We start from the raw sequence: 21,667 nt of genomic DNA, 5'->3' as shown, positions 1-21,667 counted from the left end.
AGGAATGTTTATCTAATAAACACTTATGTGGTTCAATTGGTTCTACTTAATTTCCTTAGATAAATTTGATAGCTTATCGCTTCTGTGAAACGGACGTGTACATCATTCTCAGTGCATGATAGTTTGTTATTGGACCTGGGGAAATCTGGGTCCTTTTTAATTTGTAAGTTCATTTTTTTCATGTACTATAGATGTTGTTTAGGTTAGTGGACAAAAGACTAAAGAAAGAAGGAATGCACTAATGATTCACTCTCTCGATGATAGAATAACTTTGCGCAACGGTGTGACCATGCCAGGACTTGGTCTTGGCGTATGGCGTGTGCCAGATGGGGAGCCCGTGATTCATTCGGTTCTGAACGGTTTGGAAGCGGGCTATCGCATGATTGACACGGCGGAACGGTACCATAATGAGCGTGGGGTCGGCGAGGCGATTCGCCGATCTGGCATTGCGCGTGATCAGTTATTTATTACTTCGAAATTATGGAATGACGATCAAGGCTACGAATCAACTCTGAGAGCTTATGACACGAGTCTGAAGAAACTTGGTTTGGACTATCTCGATCTGTATCTGATCCATTGGCCGATTACTGGCGTTTATCAGGAATCATGGAAGGCCATGGTGAAGCTCTATCAGGAAGGACGCGTTCGGGCGATTGGTGTCAGTAATTTCCACCCGCATCATATCGAATCATTAAAGGAAGTTTCGGACGTTGTCCCGTTTGTTGATCAGGTTGAACTCCATCCACTGCTCTCGCAGGAGCCATTGCGGCAGTATTGCAAACAGCAAGGCATTCAAATCGAAGGCTATTCACCGCTTGGGACGGGCACCGTTCTCGATAATCCGGTGATTGTGAAGATTGCTTCTCAATATGACAAGACGCCGGCGCAAATCATCTTACGGTGGGCGATTCAAAATGATATTATTGTGATTCCACGTTCCACGCAGAAAGCACATATTGAAAGTAACGCCGCTATTTTTGACTTCACATTGTCTGCAAGCGATATTGCGGCAATTGACGCGATTAACCAGAACAAACGCAATAACACCGACCCGGATACGGTATAAAAAATTAATAGTGTTGTAGATAAAATGAAACGTCCGATTGATGGTCATAAAGGCGATCGATCGGGCGTTTTTTATGTTTGGTGTTGCTGATTAGAGACATGAAAGTCGCGGCAAGTGAGCAGCTGGAGCGCAATTTTTACAAAAATAAGACTTGATGCAGCCCAATTTTTCTTAAGTATTTTCTGGGTGAATCTTCTGCTGAAAAGTGGAAAAAATATAGGGTGTTCCTGATCCGATTTATTAACTGTCAAAATGATTGACATAGGGTGTAGATCACGTTATGATTATCTCGACTTCGAGATATATGAAAATTGGTGATTTTATGAACAGTGGGCTAAATAACTCTTTAAAGCTTTTTGTTGTCCTTTCGCGCGCGATGCAGGAAATTACCCGGCAGGTTGAGAAAGAAATTAAAACGTACGGATTGAATCCGACGGAATTTGCGGTACTTGAACTATTGGATCATAAAGGGGCACAGCCGATTCAGAAAATCGGTGAGAAAATTTTACTTGCGAGCAGCAGCATTACTTATGTCGTTGATAAGCTGGAAAAGAAAAATTACCTCAGACGCAGACCTTGTTCCGATGATCGCCGGGTCACGTATGCTGAAATAACGGATGAAGGCAAACAGTTCATCGATCGCGTTTTTCCAAAACATTCAGAAGCGATTCATGAGTTGCTGGGCGGGTTAAATGACGAAGAAAAGGTGACTATGATTCAGCAGTTAAAGAAACTCGGTTTCTATGCAAAAGAGCACTGATTTATTTTTAACTATATGTCTCGAATTAGTAATATATTAATTAAAAATAATGTGTTGGCCATTGACTCATTATTGGATTTTTTAAGAGATAAGAATGTATAAGATTTTGCACAAAAAATGGAGCGCAGGTGCGAGACGCCTTGCGGGAAAAGCGAGCCCAATGAGACCCCGCAGATTCCAGCCTGTATGAGGAGGCTTCCGTCCTGCCCGCGGCAAGCGAGCGACCGGAGCGCAATTTTTGCAAAAAAAGACATGGCGTTAGCCAAGTTTTTCTTAGGCAAAGCCCAAGAAACCGAGGAGGTTATTGATTCATGAAAAAAACGGCAGGTATTCACCATATCACAGCCATTGTTGGCAATCCGCAGCAAAATGTTGATTTTTACGCGGGTATTCTCGGTCTTCGCTTAGTAAAAAAGACGATTAACTTCGATGATCCGGGAACGTATCATCTCTATTTCGGGGATGAAGACGGACGCCCGGGAACAGCCATCACCTTCTTTCCATGGGATGGTGGACACAGAGGAAAAGTCGGCGACGGTCAAGTGGCCGTGACTTCGTTTGTAATTCCCAAAGGGTCTATGACGTTCTGGGAAACGCGACTGGCCCGGTTTGACGTTGCTTTTTCAAAAGAAATGCGTTTTGGCGAGCAGAGTCTGCAATTCCATGATCCACATGGGATCGCTCTTGAACTAGTCGCGCGTGACGAAGGGACAGCCAGCACCTGGCACTTCGGTGGCATTACATCAGATGCGGCAATAAAGGGATTCGGCGGCGCTGTTCTGGGCTCCATTCAGCCGCAACAAACTGGAAAGCTGCTTGAAAAGGTAATGGGTCTTGCACGCCTCGGCGAAGAAAACGGCTATATCCGTTTCCGAAGTGAGGCCGATCTCGGCAATGTCATTGATGTGAAGCAGACGCCTTCGGAACGCGGACGCATGGGGGTCGGAACGGTTCATCACATTGCTTTCCGGGTTCAGGATGATACGGACCAGCTTGAATGGAAGCAATATCTTGAGGCTAATGGGTTCGGCGTGACGCCTGTTCAGGATCGTAATTATTTTCATTCGATTTATTTTCGGGAGTTTGGCGGCATTCTCTTTGAGATGGCTACAGATGGCCCTGGATTCGCCATTGACGAGGCGAAGGATAGGCTGGGTGAAAAATTGATGCTGCCGCCGCAGTATGAGGAATTGCGTCCGCGACTGGAAGAAATTTTGCAGCCGATCGCCGTTCGAACACTGGACTGACGGCAAGGAAAGGAGCAGGTACATTGCTTTCTATTGATCCTGCAACACTTACGCAAAAAGAAAATTACAAATTGCTGACTGGCAGCGTGATTCCGAGACCAATCGCCTTTGTAACGACTTTATCCAGCGATCAGGTTTTAAACGGCGCGCCTTTCAGCTATTTCAATATTGTCGCCGCTGATCCGCCAATGCTCTCTGTCTCCGTTCAGCGAACAGAAGGCAATTTAAAAGATACAGCGAGAAATATTATCGAATCCAAGCAATTTGTCGTTCATATTGTGGATCAACAAAATGTTGCTTCGATCAATCAAACAGCGGCGCGACTGGCGCCGGATCAAAGTGAAATTGATGCGACGCAGCTAACCCCTGTTGCGAGTAGTAAAATTGCCGTTCCCGGTATTCAGGAGGCAAAAATTCGTTTTGAGTGCGTACTCGAAAAAGTAATTGAACTCGGAGACGAATCCGGGCCGACTTGTGATCTGATCATCGGGAAAATTGTCCAATACCATATTCAGGAGGACATCTATGATCATGGGCGAATTGATCCGAGAAAACTGGCGGCTGTGAGCCGACTCGCAGGTGCAAATTATGCCAAAATCGGTGAACTTTTCGCAATCGAGCGGCCAACATAACCACAGGTATCATGAAAGGAGATTCAAAATGCATCATCTGTTTCTTAAGGGAAGTAATCCCGCCAAACCAACACTGCTCCTCCTGCACGGTACCGGTGGCAATGAAAAGGATCTGCTACCGCTGGCCGAGTTGATTGATTCTGAAGCGTCGGTTCTGACCGTTCGCGGCTCAATATTAGAAAACGGCATGCCCCGCTTTTTCCGTCGCTTGGCGGAAGGTGTTTTTGATGAAGAAGATCTGATTTTTCGCACACATGAACTGAACCAGTTTATTGACGAGGCAGCCAAAACCTATGCGTTTGATCGGGGAAATGTGCTTGCAATCGGCTATTCGAACGGTGCGAACATCGCAGCAAGCCTGCTTTTTCATCTGCGCCACTCTCTTCGCGGCGCGATTCTTCATCATCCGATGGTGCCAATGAGAGGCATCGCGCTACCGGATTTGACCGGGACACCGGTGTTCATTGCCGCCGGCACGAATGATCCCATCTGTTCCGTGAACGAAACCAACGAATTGCAAACCTTGCTTGAATCCGCCCACGCAGAGACAACCCTGCATTGGGGGCACCAAGGCCATATGCTCACACAAGTTGAGGCAGAAGCTGCCGCAAGCTGGTACCAAGCGTTCGTTGATAAGTAATGGCGTCGGCGCCTCCATTAATACAAACCTTTCTAGATGATGGTACGCGGCAGATTCTTTTATTTACTGATTCATTTTGTCAGAACCTCTCATCAATGGATTGATCTGTCGCATCGATTCGTTAATAAGGGCGTTTGCTGCAACCCCCGGCGAGGTCCTCGATGAGTTACTATCCAAGTATTCCGGACAGCTGCAAAAATCAAGCTCACATCGTTTTTTACTCGGTGTGGGCTATTTGACGTTTCATTCTTTTGTTGCTGAACTTGGGGATCATTGGGTCTAAGTTAAACATCCTGTTGAGGAATGTTAGGTGGGAGAGAATTTATATGGGTCGGTTTTGCTTTAGTAATGTTTGGATTATTTGCCAATATGTAAAATTTATTCCGATTATTGTGTAATCATTTTAATGGATGTTTAATGGAGTCGCCTGGTTTTAATCTTCTAATAGAATGTGTAAAGGGAGGTAAGGTTGTCATTATCATTGATAAATCCTAAATTTTATGTTAATTTAACATAGAACGTATGTTCTTTTTGGGGGATTGCTAAAAAAGGAGCTGTACACTGGGTGGGCCGATCAGCCTCATAATCCAATGGAGCTCCTTTACAATCACTATTATATACCATCTTTCAATATTGTATGATTTAATTGCTCGTTTGTCAATGTATTGATGACTTTTTAAGGAGTGAGCATATGGAAAGAAAAATCAACGACTTAGATATTAACGGCGACAAAAAGTATAATACACAACAAGTTTTTTTTATACAGAGATGGTTTGAACTTTTGAATGTAAATACCCACAGCACCTATTTTGTCCATTATCTTAATTCACATGAGGCACTTAAAGAGCTCTCTTATGTTGTTGATTTGCTAATAAACGGAGAAATACGTACTGAACACCATTTAAAATGTTTGCTTGATGAGGCAAGATCAATTATAAATCAAGATGATTTATTTAAAAAGAAAGCTGAATCTCAATACAAATTAATAACAAATGCTTTACAACAAAACTATTCGTTGGGTGCCGTTCATAAGCTTTATTCGTTATCGTATCAGTTGAATAATGTACTGGGTCAAATTCAAGCGTGCTATTTAAACTGGGCTATTGATCAAGTGATCGAGATTTTTGATAAAAAAATTGAAGATGGTGCAGATGATCATCTCGTGCTTACTAAATTAAATAATACGATGAAATCTCTGATTAGCGAATTGATGGGGAGAGGATGGTCCATTCAGGGGCTGTATAGTTTATTAGTGAATACAATAAAAGAAAAAGCTGATTCAGGAGACTCTGAAGATTGCTGGAATATTTTTTTTGAAAGATTAAAAAGCGATAAGATGACTTACATTTGCTTATTTTCCGCGTATCAAGAACCGTCGGAGATAATTAAGGATATAAGCGGAAAAGTAAAATTGGATATACTTAGTGGCAGAGAAGTTCTCGACACGTATTCGATGAATGGCTTAGATAATCATATCAGAGGTGACGGCGTTTATATTCGACAGATTATCAATGCATTTGATCTCTATGCAGCTGTAAATGAATCTTGGCAACAAATCATGAAAAAATATGATTTCTTAAATTTTTATGGGTACAGTTCTCCTAGATTAAACCAAAAGCCAATTATCCTCTATCCAAATATGGACAAGTTCAGCAGAAAAATTGAAGTTGAAATAATTACTGCGTTTAATAAGGCAGTGGCGCCTTTTTCGATAATCGAGCCGGTTCTTGACAGTATACAAAATGATGCGACTCAAAATCTTGCAAAGAGAATCAGAAGTGTATTTGAATTTTCTAGAATAAGTGATGAGTCACTATCGCTGCAATCAGCATTTATCAATTTATGGATTGCATTGGAGTCGTTTGTGCAGACAAAAGAATACCCGGGAGATATTGAAAGCATTACTAAAGTGGTGAGTGCCTCAGAACTCGATCATTATATTTATGGATTAGTGAGAAACTTTTATGAGGATTGCCGCAGATGTCATGTTAATTTGAAAGAAATGGGCTATGACCTAGAATCTAACTGGTCGTCAAAAAAGAAAGTTACAGCAGTATTATGCATACTTATCGATGAATCTTTGAATCAAAAACTGATTCATGAATGTAAAAAAGTAAATACTCTTTTGAGTTACAGATGTCGCTGCCTTTCTGAATGCTTACAAAGTGGGAAGAAAGTTTCTAAGTTGATGGAGGAGCATCAAAAAGGGGTCTCTTTTCACTTATTAAGGCTGTACAGAGTCCGAAATGCTATTGTACATACCGCAACAACAGAATACAATATTTCACTTTTTATGAAGCATCTACGAGAGTACATTACCTTGACCGTCGGTGTTGTGTTGCACCGCTATAACACAAATAATGGACAATCGTTGGAACAAACGTTTACGCTAATATGTGACTTTGCCAATGCCACAATGGATGTCTTAAAAAACAGTCGTGAGTTGGATGAAGAAACATATATAAAGCTTTTACTTGAGGGAGCCTTTTGAGTGCATACTTGGAAGTGTGATTGAGAACAGTGATACTTCCGAATCGACTTGTGATTTGATCATCGGAAAAATAGTTCACTCAGAAAGTGCAAATTGAGAGTAACGTACGCCGATATCTTTGACTTCACATTATCTGCAAATGATATTAAGGCAAATACGCGATTAATTTGAATAAACGCAATAACACCGACCCGGATTCGGATTAAATTATTAAGAAGATTGAGTTAAGACGCATCGATTTTACGAAAGAGAAGTCTGAGAAAGAACAACTTATAAAGAATTTAGACCACAACTAAATCAAACGTCCGATTGATGGTCACAAAAACGATCGATCGGACATTTTTCACGTATGGGAGGCTGAGACGCATTTTTTTCGAGCGGTCGATTCGTTAGTTGAACGCGTCTTTCGTTAGTTAAGCGTCCAATTCGTTAGTTGCGCCCACAACGAAGGCGCGAGCTGCCTGTGGGAAAAGCTAGCATCCGCAGATTCCAGTTTGAAGGACATGAAAAATACATTTTTAGATAAAGAAAATCTATTGAATTTAATTTTGAAAGCGCTTATAATGACCTTTAGTGAAACGTTTCGACTAAAGGAGATGAATACAATGAAAGAATCGGAATTAACGACACTTCTCCATACGATGACACTGGAAGAGAAAATCGGGCAGCTTGTCCAACTATCGAGCAATTTTTATTCGGATGCGGAGGGTGCACTCACAGGACCGATGGCTCAGATGGGCGTCACTGAAAAGTTGGTGGCGGACAGTGGTTCCACGCTTGGCGCTTCTGGGGCGAGACAGATTATCGATCTTCAAAAGCGGCACTTGGAAGCGAGCAGGCTGCAAATTCCTTTGCTGGTCATGGCAGATGTTGTTCACGGCTATAAGACGATTTTTCCGATACCACTAGCGATCGGTTGTTCGTGGCATCCGGAATTGGCGGAAGAGGCTGCGCGAATTGCCGCACGTGAAGCGGCTGTCTCTGGTGTGCATGTCGTTTTCGCACCGATGGTTGATTTGGTCCGCGATCCGCGATGGGGACGTGTGATGGAATCGACTGGCGAGGATGCATTTCTTAATTCGGTGTTCGCCCGAGCATTTGTTCAGGGATTTCAGGGCAATGATCTGAAAAACGATCGGGATCGTGTCGCCGCCTGTGTGAAGCATTTTGCAGCATATGGAGCGGCAGAAGGGGGCAGAGAGTACAACACAACCGATCTGTCGGAATGGCGGATGCGTGAGGAATATCTGCCTGCGTACAAGGCGGCTGTGGATGCCGGATGCAAAATGATCATGACCTCATTCAATACGATAAAGGGTGTTCCGTCTTCAGCAAATAGATGGCTGCTGCGCCAAGTGCTGCGTAATGAATGGGCGTTTGACGGAACTATTATCTCCGATTGGGGCGCGGTGCGTGAACTGCTTGCCCACGGTGTCGCGGAAGACGAACAGGAAGCCGCGGAAAAAGCGATAAAGGCGGGCGTCGATATTGAGATGATGACGCTCTGTTACCCGCATGCGCTTGAGAATCTTGTGGCTGATGGCAGGATTCCCGTATCGCTAATTGATCAAGCGGTATTCCGGATTCTGAATTTGAAAAATGATCTTGGATTATTTGAATCCCCTTATCGAGGTGTCGATGAGGAAAAGGAAAAAGAAATCGTGTACTGTGCGGCGCATCGGGAACAAGCGCGGAAACTTGCCGAGGAAAGCTGTGTTTTGCTGAAAAATAACGGCATCTTGCCGCTTCAAGGGCATGCGAAAATCGCTTTGATTGGTCCATTTGCGGACAGTGGCGATCTGCTGGGGTCTTGGTCATGGAAAGGTGAGCCTCGGGACACGCAGACACTGAAGCAAGCGTTCTTGAAGGACGCATCTTTTGATACCTTTTTTGCAAAAGGCTCTGGAATCACCCAGACCAATTCACATTTTCTAGAGGAAGCCGTTGTAGCGGCGAAGCAATCGGATGTCGTCATTCTTGCTGTCGGTGAATCTTCAGCGATGAGTGGCGAAGCATCCAGTCGAACGCGCATCACGCTTCCGGACTGTCAGCAAAAGTTGTTTGCGGCGTTGAAAGCAACCGGGCGACCAATCGTCACGCTTCTTTTCAATGGTCGACCGCTCGAATTAGGGAGCCTGGCGGAACAAACCGATGCGCTTCTGGAGGCCTGGTTTCCGGGAAGCGAAGGCGCAGAGGCCATTGTTAATCTCTTAACCGGGAAGACCAACCCATCGGGAAAATTGACTATGTCCTTCCCGAGAACCGTCGGCCAGATTCCGGTTTACTACAACAGCTTCAATACAGGGCGTCCGCTGGCAGAGAATCCGCAGGAACCAAAATATGTCTCAAAATATATCGATTGTCCCAATGAACCGCTGTTTGCCTTTGGTTACGGGCTGAGTTATACGCAATTTATGTACGAAAATCTGAAGCTCTCCGCGTCACGGCTAATGGAAGACGAGCAGCTGATCGTGACTGTAACTGTGGCAAACGTGGGCGATCGGCCGGGCGCGGACGTTGTGCAACTCTATCTCCGCGATGTTGCCGCAGAGACGGTGCGACCGATAAAAGAGCTAAAAGGATTTAAAAAAATCTTTTTGAAACCGGGGGCGCGCGCTGAGGTATCCTTCACCATTAATGAACCGATGCTGCGCTATGTTCATTCGGATCTCAGCTCTCGCAGCGATAGTGGTCGTTTTGAAATTGGGGTCGGCGACAGCAGCGCGCGAACCCTTAACGCTGCCTTTGATTTTGTGAAAAAAGATGGGGTGCCCCGATGATGCGAACGATAATCGAAAATCAGACCCTTGATCTGAAAAAAGGACGCACCATGGCGCGCTTTTTGAAAAGCGGCGATTTATTTGAACTCCGCGTCGGCGATATCATGGTGAATCAAGTGCATAGCAATGTCGTTGATGGCTCAATGAATAATATTTATTTACGGCTTTTTGATGCAGACGGCATTCATTTCACGCCATTGCTTGGGATTCATTCATCAAGTGCTTTCTCAGTTGGCGCAAGCAGCGCGCGATGGGAGGGCAGCTGGTGCGGCGTGGCGTATGACGTGTTATTGACACTCACCGAACAGGACACATGGTTCTGGTCGGTCACGCTTGACGGATTGAATCTGACTGCCGATCTCATCTACACGCAGGATCTCGGGTTGGCTAATCCGTCCGCTGTGTCAGCGAACGAGGCGTATGTCTCGCAATATATTGATCAGCTCTGCGCGCAAAATGATGCGACCGGCTATGTCCTTGGTTCGAGACAGAATCAGCCGCAGGCGGCAGGCAATTTTCCATCATTGAGGCAGGGCATCTTCAATCGTGCCGCAGGGTATTTGACGGACGGCTTTCAATTCTATGGTCTTTCTTACAAGAAAACAAACGTTCCAGCTGCGTTAACCCGGTCGCAGCTACCCAATGCAATCGATCAATATGAGTTTGCGCTAGCGGGTCTGCAATCGGAACGGATTATTCTTGATGGGAAAAAGAAAGAAGTCGTTATTTTCGCAGACTTCAGTGAAAATCATCCGGAGCGGCTTAGCGAGGCTCAATTGACTGATCTGAATGACATCCGGGAACTTTGGGCCGGCGTATCTGCTGAACCCGCAACATTGACTCCGGTGGAACATTTTGCGCCGGCAAAAGATATCGGCGAACCACGTGCTGCAGATTCACTGTCACTAGAGGATGTTCAGGCGATGTATCCGGAGCGGCTCTATGAAGAGTGGCAAGACGGTCAGTTGCTATCTTTTTTTACACCAGATAAGAAGCATATTGTGTTGCAGGCCAAAGAATTACGGACAGAGCGCCCGCATGGCCATATTCTGATCAGCGGGCAAACGCTTTTTCCTGACGACGACCAGATGGCAACAACGGCTTATATGTACGGGATCTTCAACTCGCAAGTGGTTTCTGGAAACACATCGATGAATAAAATGATGTCGAATAGCCGCAATGCGCTGAATGTGCTTAAAACTTCCGGACAGCGAATTTATCTTAAGACCGACGAGGCTTACCATCTGCTGACCTTGCCGTCTCTGTTTGAAATGGATTTCAATTGCGTTCGATGGTTTTATAAAACAGAAGATGATTGCATCACGATAACGACAGTTGCCGCAACAGATTCTGCGCGTGTTGGATTGACGATCAGTTCGCAATCCGGAAGAAAATACAACTTCCTGATCACGCAACAGATTTTGATGAATGATCAGGAATATCAGTATGGTTTTGTTATGGCGCAGGAAGGCCAGCGCCTTTTTTTCAGGCCGGATCCAGAAAATCAATTGATACAGAGTGCTTATCCGGATCTGACTTTTTCTCTGAATGTTGATGGCCCGTCATTCCGCGTTTCGGGGGATGAGCGGCTGCTCTCAGGAACCGCAACGGATACCGGGTCTTCATTAGTGGTTTTGGAGACAGATGCCGCGTCCCAAGTGGAACTGCTCATTCAGGGCAGCAGCAGAGGTGTTCAGCGGACGGAGCGATCACTTGACGCAGAGAAAGAGGCGAACGTGTATCACATGTTCATGGACCGATTACGGAACGGATTCTGTCTATCTGGCAGCGGTTCGGCGAACGATGAGACTGGCCAATTAGATACGCTCGTTTCTTGGTATGCTTACGATATGCTTGTTCATTATCTGTCACCTCATGGATTGGAACAATACGGCGGCGCGGCTTGGGGGACACGTGATGTCTGTCAGGGCCCGTTTGAATTTTTTCTGGCGGCGCAGCATTTTGACGTTGCCGGGAAGATTCTTGAGAAAGTTTACAGCCACCAATACGAGGACGACGGCAATTGGCCGCAATGGTTTATGTTCGATCGCTATTCCAAAATTCAATTTGAGGAAAGCCACGGCGACATCATTGTCTGGCCGATGAAGGCACTCGCGGATTATTTGAACGCCACCGGGGATGTCTCGATACTCGATGTGCCCGTGCCCTATATGAAGCGCAGCGATTTCTGCTACACGGATAAACCGGTGCCATTATACGACCATTTGAAAAAAGAAGTGCAGTATATTGGCTCGCATTTCCTTCCTGGCACGCATCTTTCCTGCTATGGGAACGGGGATTGGGATGACACGCTCCAGCCTGCCGATGCGTCGATGAAGGAGCAGATGGCGAGCAGCTGGACGGTGGCCCTGACCTATCAGGCGATGCGCCAATTAAGTGCTGCGCTTGAATCCTATGATGGCGCATTTGCTGATCAGCTGAAAGAAACTGCGGACAAGATTGCCGAGGATTTTAGAAAATATATCCTGCGTTTTTCGGCGATTCCCGGCTTTCTTTATTTTCCTAGCGCCGATCAGCTGCAGCGAATTATCTATCCGGGTGATCCGGAAACAGGCATTGACTATCGTTTGTTGCCGATGACTCGCTCAATGATTGCCGAACTGGTCACAAAAAATGAGGCGGATAATTATGTCGGGCTGATCCGGGATCATCTAAAATTTCCTGATGGCGTGCGGCTGATGAATAGGCCGGCTCGGTACAGGGGCGGCGTCAGCGTTCATTTTAAGCGAGCCGAACAGGCGGCTAATTTTGGACGCGAGATTGGTTTGATGTACGTTCACGCCCATATCCGCTATATCGAGGCGATGGCGAAAATCGGTCATGCCGACGCTGTTTGGGAGGCGCTGACCGCGATTAATCCGATCGGCATCACGGATAGGGTGAAAAACGCGGCCATCCGGCAAGCGAATGCCTATTTTAGCAGCTCCGATGGGGACTTTCGGACACGATATGAAGCTCAAGAACATTTTGGCGATCTTCATACAGGTAAGGTTCAGGTGAAGGGCGGTTGGCGTATCTATTCCAGCGGCCCGGGGATTCTGTTCAATCAGATCGTCACGCATTGGTTAGGCATTCGCGCGCATTCGGGGAAGCTTGTGATCGACCCAGTGCTTTCAGACAAACAGAACGGTTACCGGTTTCGTTTTAAATGCTTTGGCAAGCCGGCGCTGTTTGTTTATCACATCGCTGCAGGGATTGAGCGAAAGATCCAACTAAACGGCGCAGATATTCCGTTTAATCTAACCAGTAATCCCTATCGAGTCGGCGGCATGGTGATCAGTGCTGAAACACTCAATGAACACCTGAGCGAAACAGAGAATGTATTCGATATCTTTATTCCGAGTTCGGGAAAATAGTAAGGAAAACAACCGGCGGCGTGTTGGCGCGCCGGTTGTTTTTTGCTGCTAATTTGAAGGAGCGCCGAGTCGATAGAGTAGGCAGCGACATCGATAGAGTAGGCAGCGACATTGACAGAGTAGGTGGCGCGATTGACAGAGTAGGCGGCGTTATCGACAGACCACAATCATTTTTTCCCCAGTATGCCCCAATAATTTGTTATGTTTAAGATATATATAGGATAACGGGTTGCGAACGGGGGAACGCCATGCCATCAGAACGTGCGTTTTGGACAAGAGAAGTCGCTGACATACTTCATATAGGTGAAAGTACACTGCGTAAATGGTGTATTCAACTTGAAAAAAACAGCAATGTATTTACAAAGGGGACAAACAGTAGTCGTGCGTTTATCGAATGGGATATCGCTAATTTGCGTCGCCTAAAAGAGCTGATTCAAGACAAGGGTGTAACGGTTGATCAGGCCGCAAACCTAATTGTATCAATGGATTCAGACGATGTACGAACGCCACCCGTTCCCCAAACGAATGCACCCGTTGCCAGCCGACACAGCCGTTCTCGCTGCTATTCTCGAACGGCAAGAACGGCTCTTGAAAGGCAGAACGAGCAGCTCTTGAAGGCACTCGAAGAACAGCGTCAGTTTATCGATCGGCGTTTAATCGAACGTGATCAACGGATGATCCGTGCTATCCAAGAAATTCGCAAAAATCAGCAGTTAACTGCTGCGGCTGCTGAGGAACAACAGATTAATAAAGGATTTTTCCGTCGCTTTTTCTCTTAAAAATAAGACTATCTTGTATAATATTCGAATACAAAAATGTGGCGCAAACACTTGATATAGGTAGCTATTTCTAAATGTTTGTGCCACACTGGCTTTTTATTTGTCATTCATTCCGTGATTAATTTGTTCTGTATACTTTTATATTCAAATGGATTGGATACTTTCCCGTTAACGATAAGAGTTGGCGTTACGCGTATTCCTATTTTTGTAATCTTACTGTCAAGACTTTTAATTTGGTTCATGTACTCTTTATTTTTTATGGAACCAATAAACTTATTTTCATTTAAATTTGGAATGCTCTTTTTGGCCACATTCAACAAAAGTTTATCTGTAACCCAATTCTTTTTTTCGTTTTTTTGATAACTAAATAGAATATCGTGAAATTTAAAGAAATGCTCGGGATAATGTTTATATATATATGCGGCAGCATTCGCTGCCTTATATGAATTTGGGCCCAAAACCGTTAAATTTACATAATAAAATTTTGCTTTTCCTGTTTTGACTAGCCGTTGCTTTATTAAAGGATACATATCCTTTTGGAACTTTCCACACCAGGGGCATCTGTAATCTGAGAACTCCACAATTATGTTCTTTGCGTCTTTTTTGCCAAGAAAAGGCTGATCGACTAAATTGAATATTTTCCCATTAGAAAGCTTAATTTTATCATTGGATACGTATTTATTATTGTGATCATGATAAAAGAAAAAAATTGAAAAACTACTAACGATAAGTATGCACATTGATAGCAATGTAATATATAAAACCTTTTTTTTGTTCGTGAGCACTACCCCATTTCCAGAAAATGTCTTTATTTGTCGAATGTTATTTTTAAGCTACGTAAAGTAAAAGTGTTACAATTATCACTGTACTTACCTCATAGATTAAAAACTTTCTATTCGTAAATTTTAAAATAATGAACAAAGATTGAATCCCCATTCCTGTTAAAAAAGCTTGAAAAAAATATATAGCTTGAAAGTTCCTAAAGTGAAGTAATAGTTGAATTAATAGCGCTATTCCTACAAGGAAAAATAAGTTACCGCTGTCCAAAATCCTTAACAATTCATCCTTAGCTTCACTTTCAGACATTTTTCTTGTATCACTTTTGTTTCTTTTTTCTGACAACTCTTTTTTTAATTCTAAAAATCCGGCAATAAGTACAAGTAATCCCAAAATAAGATAAATAATGCTTTCAATCATCTTCAATCATCTCAATTCTTGGTTATTTTAATCCGTCTATTCCGATACATTTAATAAAGTAAATTATAGAAGGAGAATGACACATGATCAAAGTTAAAAGTAAGTTTTTTTTATTCATGGTTTCTTTACTTTCTTTTTCATTAATAGTGTTTCTTTTTCAGCCTACTATTTCAAGTGCAGCTAGTAATGATGAACAAAATATTTCCCAAACTGCCAATGCAGTCAATAGTGCTACAAGTTCAAGTGACATAGTCAAACCATCTGAACAGAATGGTAATTTAACTGCAACAGTTAGCGGTAAGACAGAAAAAGTTACAGTTCCAGATAATTCTCAAAATCCCATTAATTTAACCGATAAAGAAGATCCAGCAAATGACATGTCAATAACATTGCCTGACCAAGAAGCATCTTCGGATGCAACGAAAACAAAATATGGAACGGTTGTATATGACAATTCAGATAATGATTTCGGGCTAGCTGTACAACCCACAGTTGATGGCGTTAAAACATTAATTACCATCAAGGACAATGAATCTCCTAAAAGTTATGACTTCACAATGGACTTACCTGAAGGAAACAAACTAGTAACTTCTGCAGATTACTTAGGTGCTCAGAATGACACTGGTGAAGTTTATGTAGTTGATTCAGACAATATAGTAACTGGAATTTTTAGACCGGCATGGGCTAAAGATGCGAATGGTAATTTTATCCCAACACATTATGAAGTGCACGGTAACACTATCACTCAAATTATTGATACAAATGCTAACACTGTTTATCCAGTTGTTGCTGATCCTAACTGGGGAAAGATAGCTGCTTGTTCAGCTGCTATTGCTTGGTTTATTGGTTCTAATTTGTTTGCAGCTGCAAAAATTATTAAGGCAAAGAAATATATTAAGGAATTAGGTGGTTTGTGGGAAGCTTCGAAGCTATTAACTCGAGCTACTTCATGGGAAGAAAAATTGCGAATCGGTGGTAATGCATTTAAAAGCTTAGCAGCGACAATAACAGGCGTAGGTGGCTTAGCTGTTTGCGTGAAATGGAAATAAGCTTTATAACTAAAACTTGAAAGATAGAAAAGCGTCCCAATCCCTTACTGGTTCTATGTTTTTCCTGGATAATTTAGCTCAGGCTGTCAATTTTTCATGCGGTGGGGCATTAAAGATTGGTTGCCTCAGTATGAGCGTATGCGTGTAAATTATGGAACCGCCGTGTACGGAACCGTACGCATGGTGGTGTGAAGAGGTCGGAAGCCGAAGGCTTCCTCCTACTCGATTTAGAGAACCCAGATTCGTCAATGAATCCGTAATGATTGATAAATCGAAATTGATTTAGTAAATAGCGAAAACTTGGCTACGCCAAGTTTTTTATCATCTTTTTTACGGTAGATACACAGACTCGCGGATTTTCAGGTCCGTTGGGATGCTCTTCTTTTCCGATTCACCCTCATTGATCAGATGGATCATCGACTCTGCGGCAGCGTAACCCCATTCGTATTTGGAATAATTGACTGAGGTAAGGGTTGGGGACAAGTAGTTGCAGATCCAGTCATTATCGAATCCGATCACCGAGATATCTTTGCCCATTTTAGGTTCCTTCTCCTGAAAATACTCATAAACGCCAAGCGCCATCTCATCATTAAGCGCAAAAACGGATAGCGGTTGTCCCTTATATTCTTTTTCAATCTGTTTGGCCGCCTTTTGACCAGATAAACGTGAGAAATCGCCTTTTATGGTTGTTACATTTACTTTCTTATCATTTGCCAAGATGGACTGGGCGGCGGCAATCCGCTCGTTACTGTCATAATTCTCTTCGGGCCCAGTTACAATATATAGATTGCTGGATGAAGGCGACTGGCGGAGATGCTCGAGTCCGCGAAGAACGCCGTTGCGGTTGTCGAGAAGCACCTGACTGATATTCTTATGTTGCAGCACCCGGTCGAGGACGACCATTTTGCAACCACGTTTGGCGTAGTCCAGAATCTCTTCGGTCTGAAAACTTGAATCAAGAATGATGGCGCCGTCAATCATCCGTTCGGGAATAAAGTGATGCGAACGCGATCCGCAACAAATGATCAAATCAAATTGAGCGTCAGCCAGCATGGTATTCATGCCTTTGATCATCTCACTGTAAAATTGCCCACCGTAATTCTGAAGAAAAACACCGATGGTTCGGGTTGTCTGATTCCGCAAAGTTCTTGCTGCGCGGTTGGGAATATAGCCGCATTCATCGGCAATTTGTTTAATTCGTTCTCTTGTCGCTTCAGGGATCTTATGACTTCCATTCAGTGCATAAGACACTGTGGAAATGGACACGCCTGCGCGCTTTGCAATCTCTTTGATACCGACCATGGGAATACCTCCAGGGAAAAAAGGACATTTTACTGAAACCTTTCACTATAGTATAGGAAAATCACGTGATTTTGTAAACGGACCCATTACACTTCGTGGCATTCAAATCATAAGAAGAAATAAGCAACAAAAATATTGTAAACGCTTACTATCTGGTTTATAATGCTTATAGAAACGTTTCGATAAAATTGTTTAGGGGGTAAGTTGATGAAAAAGATGAGTAAAACGATTACCGCTGTGCTTCTTTCCCTTGTATTAATTCTTTCGTTTGGACTGTCTGGCTGTTCTTCCTCAGCGACAACGTCCGGATCATCAGCAAAAAATAAGTCGATTACCGTCTGGTTCTTTGGCGATCAGCCGCAGCCCTTTCAAAAGCTCGTGAAAAAATTTCAGAAACAATCAGGGATTCAAGTCAATGTGCAGGCCATTCCTTGGGCGAACGCGCATGATAAGCTGCTGACAGCAATTGCTTCCAAATCCGGCCCGGACGTCATTACCATGGGGACCTCCTGGATGCCTGAGTTTGTCAAAGCCGGGGCGCTTGCGGATTTGACGCCTTATATCAAAGACAATCCGAATCTCAAGCAGAGCAACTTCTTCAAAGGATCTGTCGCGACTGCAGAATATAATGGAAAATATTACGGCGCACCATGGTATGTGGATACACGTGTCCTCTTTTACCGGACCGACCTTTTGAAAAAAGTCGGCTACAGCAGTGCCCCGAAAACATGGAACGAACTGCTTGATGCCGCAACAAAATTATCGAAACGTGGAAAAGGGTATTACGGCCTGACAATTGATCCAAAAGAACAGAGTACTGCCTTTATGTTTGCACGTCAAAATGGATCCAATTTAATTGAAAACGGAAAAGCCCAGTTTAATCAACCTGCTTTTGTCGGTGCCATTAATTATATGAATCAATTTATCAAGCAGGGCGCCACACCGAAGACTGATCTAGGTATTGATCTGACCCAATCGTTTGGTGGAAAGGGCATTGTTCCAATGTTTATCAGTGGCTCGTGGAACATCAACACGATTAACACCACGATTCCTGATGTCAAAGGAAAATGGGCGACCGCTGTTCTTCCAAAAGGAAAAGTGAATAACAAATCAATTCTCGGCGGCGCGGATCTGACCATTTTCCAGTATTCGAAGAATAAAGCGAATTCAGCGAAATTGATTAACTATCTGAGCGGTACGCGTGCGCAGATGGATTGGTTGAAAATTAGCACGGATGTGCCGGCTGTTACCGCAGCTTGGGAGAATAAAGCACTGAAGGATGATCCGCTTTACAAGACTTTTGGTGAACAGGCAAAAACTGCAGAACCGCTCCCGCTCGTGCCGCAATTTGAACAAATTGCGCAAAATGAGCTTGCAAGTTGGGAAAAGATTTACAGAAGCGGCGCAGATGTTCAGAAAACAATGGATGCATTCAACAGCAGCTCGCAAAAATTATTGGATCAGAAGTAAACACCTGGCGATTCACAAGTTGAGTGATGGCAGAGAGCATGTCAATGCATATTGACATGCTTTGCTGTTACTGGGGAGGTATGTCTGATGAAAATTTTTCTAAATAAAAGCAGCCCTTACTTTTTCATTGCACCGGCACTGATTCTTTTGCTGCTTTTTTCACTAATTCCAATTTTTGTCTCACTGATCATCAGTTTCACAGACATTAATATTACTGGATTAGCAGATTGGTCACAGATCCACTTCATTGGTCTTGAAAATTATATTTCCATTTTTCAGGATCCAAATTTTCTTCAATCGATCGGGAATACATTATTCTATGTGCTATTCGGTGTTCCGTTGGTCATTATCTGTTCGATGGGGATTGCCTTGCTAATAAACTTTGGCGATAGTTGGATTTTCAGATTGTTTCGATTGATCTTTTACGCACCGTCGATCACCAATGTGGTCGCTGTTGCCGTTGTCTGGAACTATCTTTATAATCCGCAATTTGGCCTGTTGAATTTCCTGCTCCATTTTGTCCATCTCGGTCCGATTCCCTGGCTTCAGGATCCGACTGTCGCAAAAATTGCGCTGATTATCCTCGCGTTGTGGCGGGCGATTGGTGTGAATATGCTGATCTTTTTGGCCGCGCTTCAGGGCATTCCTAAAGCCTATTATGAAGCTGCGATGATTGACGGCGCGAACAGTTGGCAACGCCTGACAAAGATTACGATACCGATGCTGCGGTTCGCCACATTTTTCGTGACCGTGACCACATTAATCGGCTGGCTGCAATTTTTTGAAGAACCGTTTGTCATGACAGGTGGCGGACCACTGAACAGCACCAATTCGATCGCGTTGTTTATCTATCAAAATGGTTTTCAGTTTAGTAAATTCGGTTATGCCGCTGCTGGTTCAATGATTCTTTTTGTCATTATCATTGTGGTGACGCTAATTCAATTCCGCGGGCAGCAAAAAAACGCGGATAACCAGATGTGAGGGCGAGGTGAGCGAAAATGAATGAAGCTTTTAAGCATACCCGACTGGCAAAAGCGATTGTGATCACAATTCTTATTCTTGGCGGGTTCTTAATGGTTCTTCCCTTTGTTTGGATGATCCTCTCTTCGGTGAAAACGGATATGGAAATTCTGCAAATTCCACCAACCTTATGGCCGAAGTCTATTACTTTACAAAACTTTATCAACTTGTTTACTCAGATGGACTTTCTTGTCTACCTGAAAAACACGATTATTATTGTTTTGTTCTCATTTTTGGGTCTGTTCTTTAACGCGATGGCGGGCTATGGGTTTGCGAAATACAAATTCCGCGGGAAGAACGGTTTATTCTATCTTGTGCTCGCAACGATGATGATTCCCGGCCAGGTCACGATGATCCCGGTCTACTTAATGCTGAATATGGTTCATCTGACTAATACATTGCTTGGTATTGCGTTGCCCGGTTTAGTTGGCGCGTTCGGTATTTTCCTTTTCCGTCAGTTCATGTCAACCATTTCCGACGAGATCATCGAAGCGGCTCGTCTTGATGGCTGCAGCGAATTTTATATCTTTATGAAAATTATTCTTCCCGTGTCGCGGCCTGTGCTCGCGGTTCAGGGCATTCTGACTTTTATCGCCGGCTGGAACTCTTTCATTTGGCCATTGATTATCGCAAATGATCAGAAGTACTATACGCTTTCTGTTGGACTGGCACTGCTCAAGGGGCAGCATGCAAGTAATTACGCCCTGCAAATGGCCGGATCGTCATTTATGGTGATTCCGATCGTCATCGTTTTTCTCGTTTTGCAAAAATATATCTTGCAAGGCTTCAATGTCTCCGGCATGAAATAAATCTGTTGCAGATCTTAAGCGAAAGGAAGGTGCATTATGGCGATTGTATCTGTGGATTGTCTACCAGAATCGCTCGGGCATCAGACAACTTTTCAAGCGATTATTCCTGAGCATCGTTCGGAGCAGACGCGGGTTCTGTATTTGCTGCATGGGTTATTCGGCAATGACAAACAATGGCTCCAAAGTTCATCAATTGCGCTTCTTGCAGAGGGAAGAGATTTAGCAATCATCATGCCGGATACGCATCGGGGCTACTATACCGACATGAAATTCGGCGCAAAATATGGGACATACCTGACTCAAGAGCTTCCTGAGATCGTTGCAAATATTTTTGCGCTGCGTCCCGATCGCAGCCGAACGTTTATCGGCGGGCTCTCGATGGGTGGATACGGCGCACTAAAATACGGCCTGAGCAAACCAAGCCAATATTCAAAGGCTTTTGCGCTCTCGCCAGCAGTGGATATCGCGCGTATGCGTCATGAAAGTTTGGAACGTGAGCAGGATTTCAATCTGATTTTCGGATCCGAATCTGATTTCGAAGGATCAGAGAATGATTTGTTCCATTTACTAGCCATAGCAGACGAAAAGGCGATGAAAGGTACAGCGTTTCTTCAAATTTGCGGTGTGGACGATCCATTCTACTCCGACAATCTGAGGTTCAAGCAACAGTTCGAACAGCAGTCATCTTCTTACATTTTCAAAGATCGACCAGGCGGGCACAGCTGGGAACTTTGGAACGAGGAAATCGTCACGTCACTGAACTGGCTGGATCACTGATACAGACTTCCTTTTTCGAGCGAAAGAGTTAGACCGAACCTGAGAGAAGTTAGACCGAACACGGGAAAAGTTAGGCCGAATCGGGCAAATCGGAAGTCGCACCAAATCGACCGAAAGTCACACCGAAACTTGGAAAAATCGCTCCTAAATCAAAGAAAGTCGCACCGTATTTTGAGAGTCGCACCAAATCGAGCAAAAGTCGCACCGAATCCGAGAAAAGTCGCTCCAAAATCAAGAAAAGTCGCACCGAATTTTGAGAGTCGCACCAAAT

Annotated in this window: 19 protein-coding genes; 15 read left to right on the top strand and 4 right to left on the bottom strand. The window is 44.0% G+C overall.

The features are described from left to right. Positions 1-244: 244 nt before the first annotated feature. From JOC27_RS05730 to JOC27_RS05685, 10 genes are all read left to right on the top strand, one after another. Positions 245-1,066 carry an aldo/keto reductase gene (locus tag JOC27_RS05730; protein ID WP_338062777.1) on the top strand — a complete coding sequence of 274 codons (822 nt, stop codon included), beginning with the start codon at positions 245-247 and terminating at the stop codon, positions 1,064-1,066. Positions 1,067-1,388: 322 nt separating this feature from the next. Continuing rightward, the gene (locus tag JOC27_RS05725; RefSeq protein WP_239529928.1) at positions 1,389-1,826 is read left to right on the top strand and encodes a MarR family winged helix-turn-helix transcriptional regulator; all 438 of its coding nucleotides are present in this window, start codon (positions 1,389-1,391) and stop codon (positions 1,824-1,826) included. Between the two features lie 311 nt (positions 1,827-2,137). Then, a complete protein-coding gene (locus JOC27_RS05720; protein ID WP_205006060.1) occupies positions 2,138-3,073 on the top strand; it encodes a ring-cleaving dioxygenase in 936 nt (311 codons plus the stop codon). A gap of 23 nt (positions 3,074-3,096) precedes the next feature. Then, a complete protein-coding gene (locus JOC27_RS05715; RefSeq protein WP_205006059.1) occupies positions 3,097-3,705 on the top strand; it encodes a flavin reductase family protein in 609 nt (202 codons plus the stop codon). A gap of 28 nt (positions 3,706-3,733) precedes the next feature. Next, the gene (locus JOC27_RS05710) at positions 3,734-4,345 is read left to right on the top strand and encodes an alpha/beta hydrolase (RefSeq protein WP_205006058.1); all 612 of its coding nucleotides are present in this window, start codon (positions 3,734-3,736) and stop codon (positions 4,343-4,345) included. 691 nt (positions 4,346-5,036) lie between these two features. Continuing rightward, the gene (locus JOC27_RS05705; protein ID WP_205006057.1) at positions 5,037-6,836 is read left to right on the top strand and encodes a hypothetical protein; all 1,800 of its coding nucleotides are present in this window, start codon (positions 5,037-5,039) and stop codon (positions 6,834-6,836) included. Between the two features lie 605 nt (positions 6,837-7,441). Next, a complete protein-coding gene (bglX, locus tag JOC27_RS05700) occupies positions 7,442-9,616 on the top strand; it encodes a beta-glucosidase BglX (protein ID WP_205006056.1) in 2,175 nt (724 codons plus the stop codon). Further along, on the top strand, positions 9,613-12,993 hold the full coding sequence (locus tag JOC27_RS05695; RefSeq protein ID WP_239529899.1) for a GH36-type glycosyl hydrolase domain-containing protein: 3,381 nt from the start codon (positions 9,613-9,615) through the stop codon (positions 12,991-12,993). The genes bglX and JOC27_RS05695 overlap by 4 nt, the downstream gene beginning before the upstream one ends. A gap of 23 nt (positions 12,994-13,016) precedes the next feature. Then, entirely contained in the window at positions 13,017-13,202 is a 186-nt protein-coding gene (locus tag JOC27_RS05690) for a hypothetical protein (RefSeq protein WP_205006055.1), read from the top strand. 39 nt (positions 13,203-13,241) lie between these two features. Then, the gene (locus JOC27_RS05685) at positions 13,242-13,772 is read left to right on the top strand and encodes a MerR family transcriptional regulator (RefSeq protein ID WP_205006054.1); all 531 of its coding nucleotides are present in this window, start codon (positions 13,242-13,244) and stop codon (positions 13,770-13,772) included. Positions 13,773-13,879: 107 nt separating this feature from the next. On the opposite strand, the gene JOC27_RS05680 is transcribed toward JOC27_RS05685, so the two are convergent. Together JOC27_RS05680 and JOC27_RS05675 are read right to left on the bottom strand one after the other, a co-directional pair. Then, positions 13,880-14,557: a thioredoxin domain-containing protein gene (locus tag JOC27_RS05680; RefSeq protein WP_205006053.1), complete on the bottom strand. Its 678-nt coding sequence runs from the start codon at positions 14,555-14,557 to the stop codon at positions 13,880-13,882. Positions 14,558-14,600: 43 nt separating this feature from the next. Beyond that, positions 14,601-14,969 (bottom strand): hypothetical protein, encoded by a 369-nt coding sequence (locus JOC27_RS05675; protein WP_205006052.1) that lies wholly within the window; start codon positions 14,967-14,969, stop codon positions 14,601-14,603. An 83-nt stretch (positions 14,970-15,052) separates the two neighbouring features. Between JOC27_RS05675 and JOC27_RS05670 the strand changes: the two genes are divergently transcribed. After that, on the top strand, positions 15,053-16,018 hold the full coding sequence (locus JOC27_RS05670) for a hypothetical protein (RefSeq protein ID WP_205006051.1): 966 nt from the start codon (positions 15,053-15,055) through the stop codon (positions 16,016-16,018). Positions 16,019-16,348: 330 nt separating this feature from the next. Here the strand turns inward: JOC27_RS05670 and JOC27_RS05665 are convergent, their stop codons facing one another. Next, a complete protein-coding gene (locus JOC27_RS05665) occupies positions 16,349-17,320 on the bottom strand; it encodes a LacI family DNA-binding transcriptional regulator (RefSeq protein WP_205006050.1) in 972 nt (323 codons plus the stop codon). A gap of 216 nt (positions 17,321-17,536) precedes the next feature. On the opposite strand from JOC27_RS05665, the gene JOC27_RS05660 reads away from it, so the two are divergent. From JOC27_RS05660 to JOC27_RS05645, 4 genes are all read left to right on the top strand, one after another. Continuing rightward, positions 17,537-18,790 carry a sugar ABC transporter substrate-binding protein gene (locus JOC27_RS05660; RefSeq protein ID WP_462933468.1) on the top strand — a complete coding sequence of 418 codons (1,254 nt, stop codon included), beginning with the start codon at positions 17,537-17,539 and terminating at the stop codon, positions 18,788-18,790. Positions 18,791-18,877: 87 nt separating this feature from the next. Next, positions 18,878-19,771: a carbohydrate ABC transporter permease gene (locus tag JOC27_RS05655; RefSeq protein ID WP_205006048.1), complete on the top strand. Its 894-nt coding sequence runs from the start codon at positions 18,878-18,880 to the stop codon at positions 19,769-19,771. Between the two features lie 17 nt (positions 19,772-19,788). After that, positions 19,789-20,619 (top strand): carbohydrate ABC transporter permease, encoded by an 831-nt coding sequence (locus JOC27_RS05650; protein ID WP_205006047.1) that lies wholly within the window; start codon positions 19,789-19,791, stop codon positions 20,617-20,619. A gap of 36 nt (positions 20,620-20,655) precedes the next feature. Further along, positions 20,656-21,396: an alpha/beta hydrolase gene (locus tag JOC27_RS05645; protein WP_205006046.1), complete on the top strand. Its 741-nt coding sequence runs from the start codon at positions 20,656-20,658 to the stop codon at positions 21,394-21,396. 70 nt (positions 21,397-21,466) lie between these two features. Here JOC27_RS05645 and JOC27_RS05640 read toward each other — a convergent pair. Continuing rightward, a partial coding sequence (locus tag JOC27_RS05640) for a hypothetical protein (RefSeq protein WP_205006045.1) occupies positions 21,467-21,667 on the bottom strand: 201 nt, incomplete at its 5' end.

This window comes from Sporolactobacillus spathodeae, assembly GCF_016908935.1.
GTDB lineage: Bacteria > Bacillota > Bacilli > Bacillales > Sporolactobacillaceae > Sporolactobacillus > Sporolactobacillus spathodeae.
The sequence above is the reverse complement of the archived record's forward strand: the minus strand, read 5'-3'. Positions and strand labels throughout refer to the sequence as shown.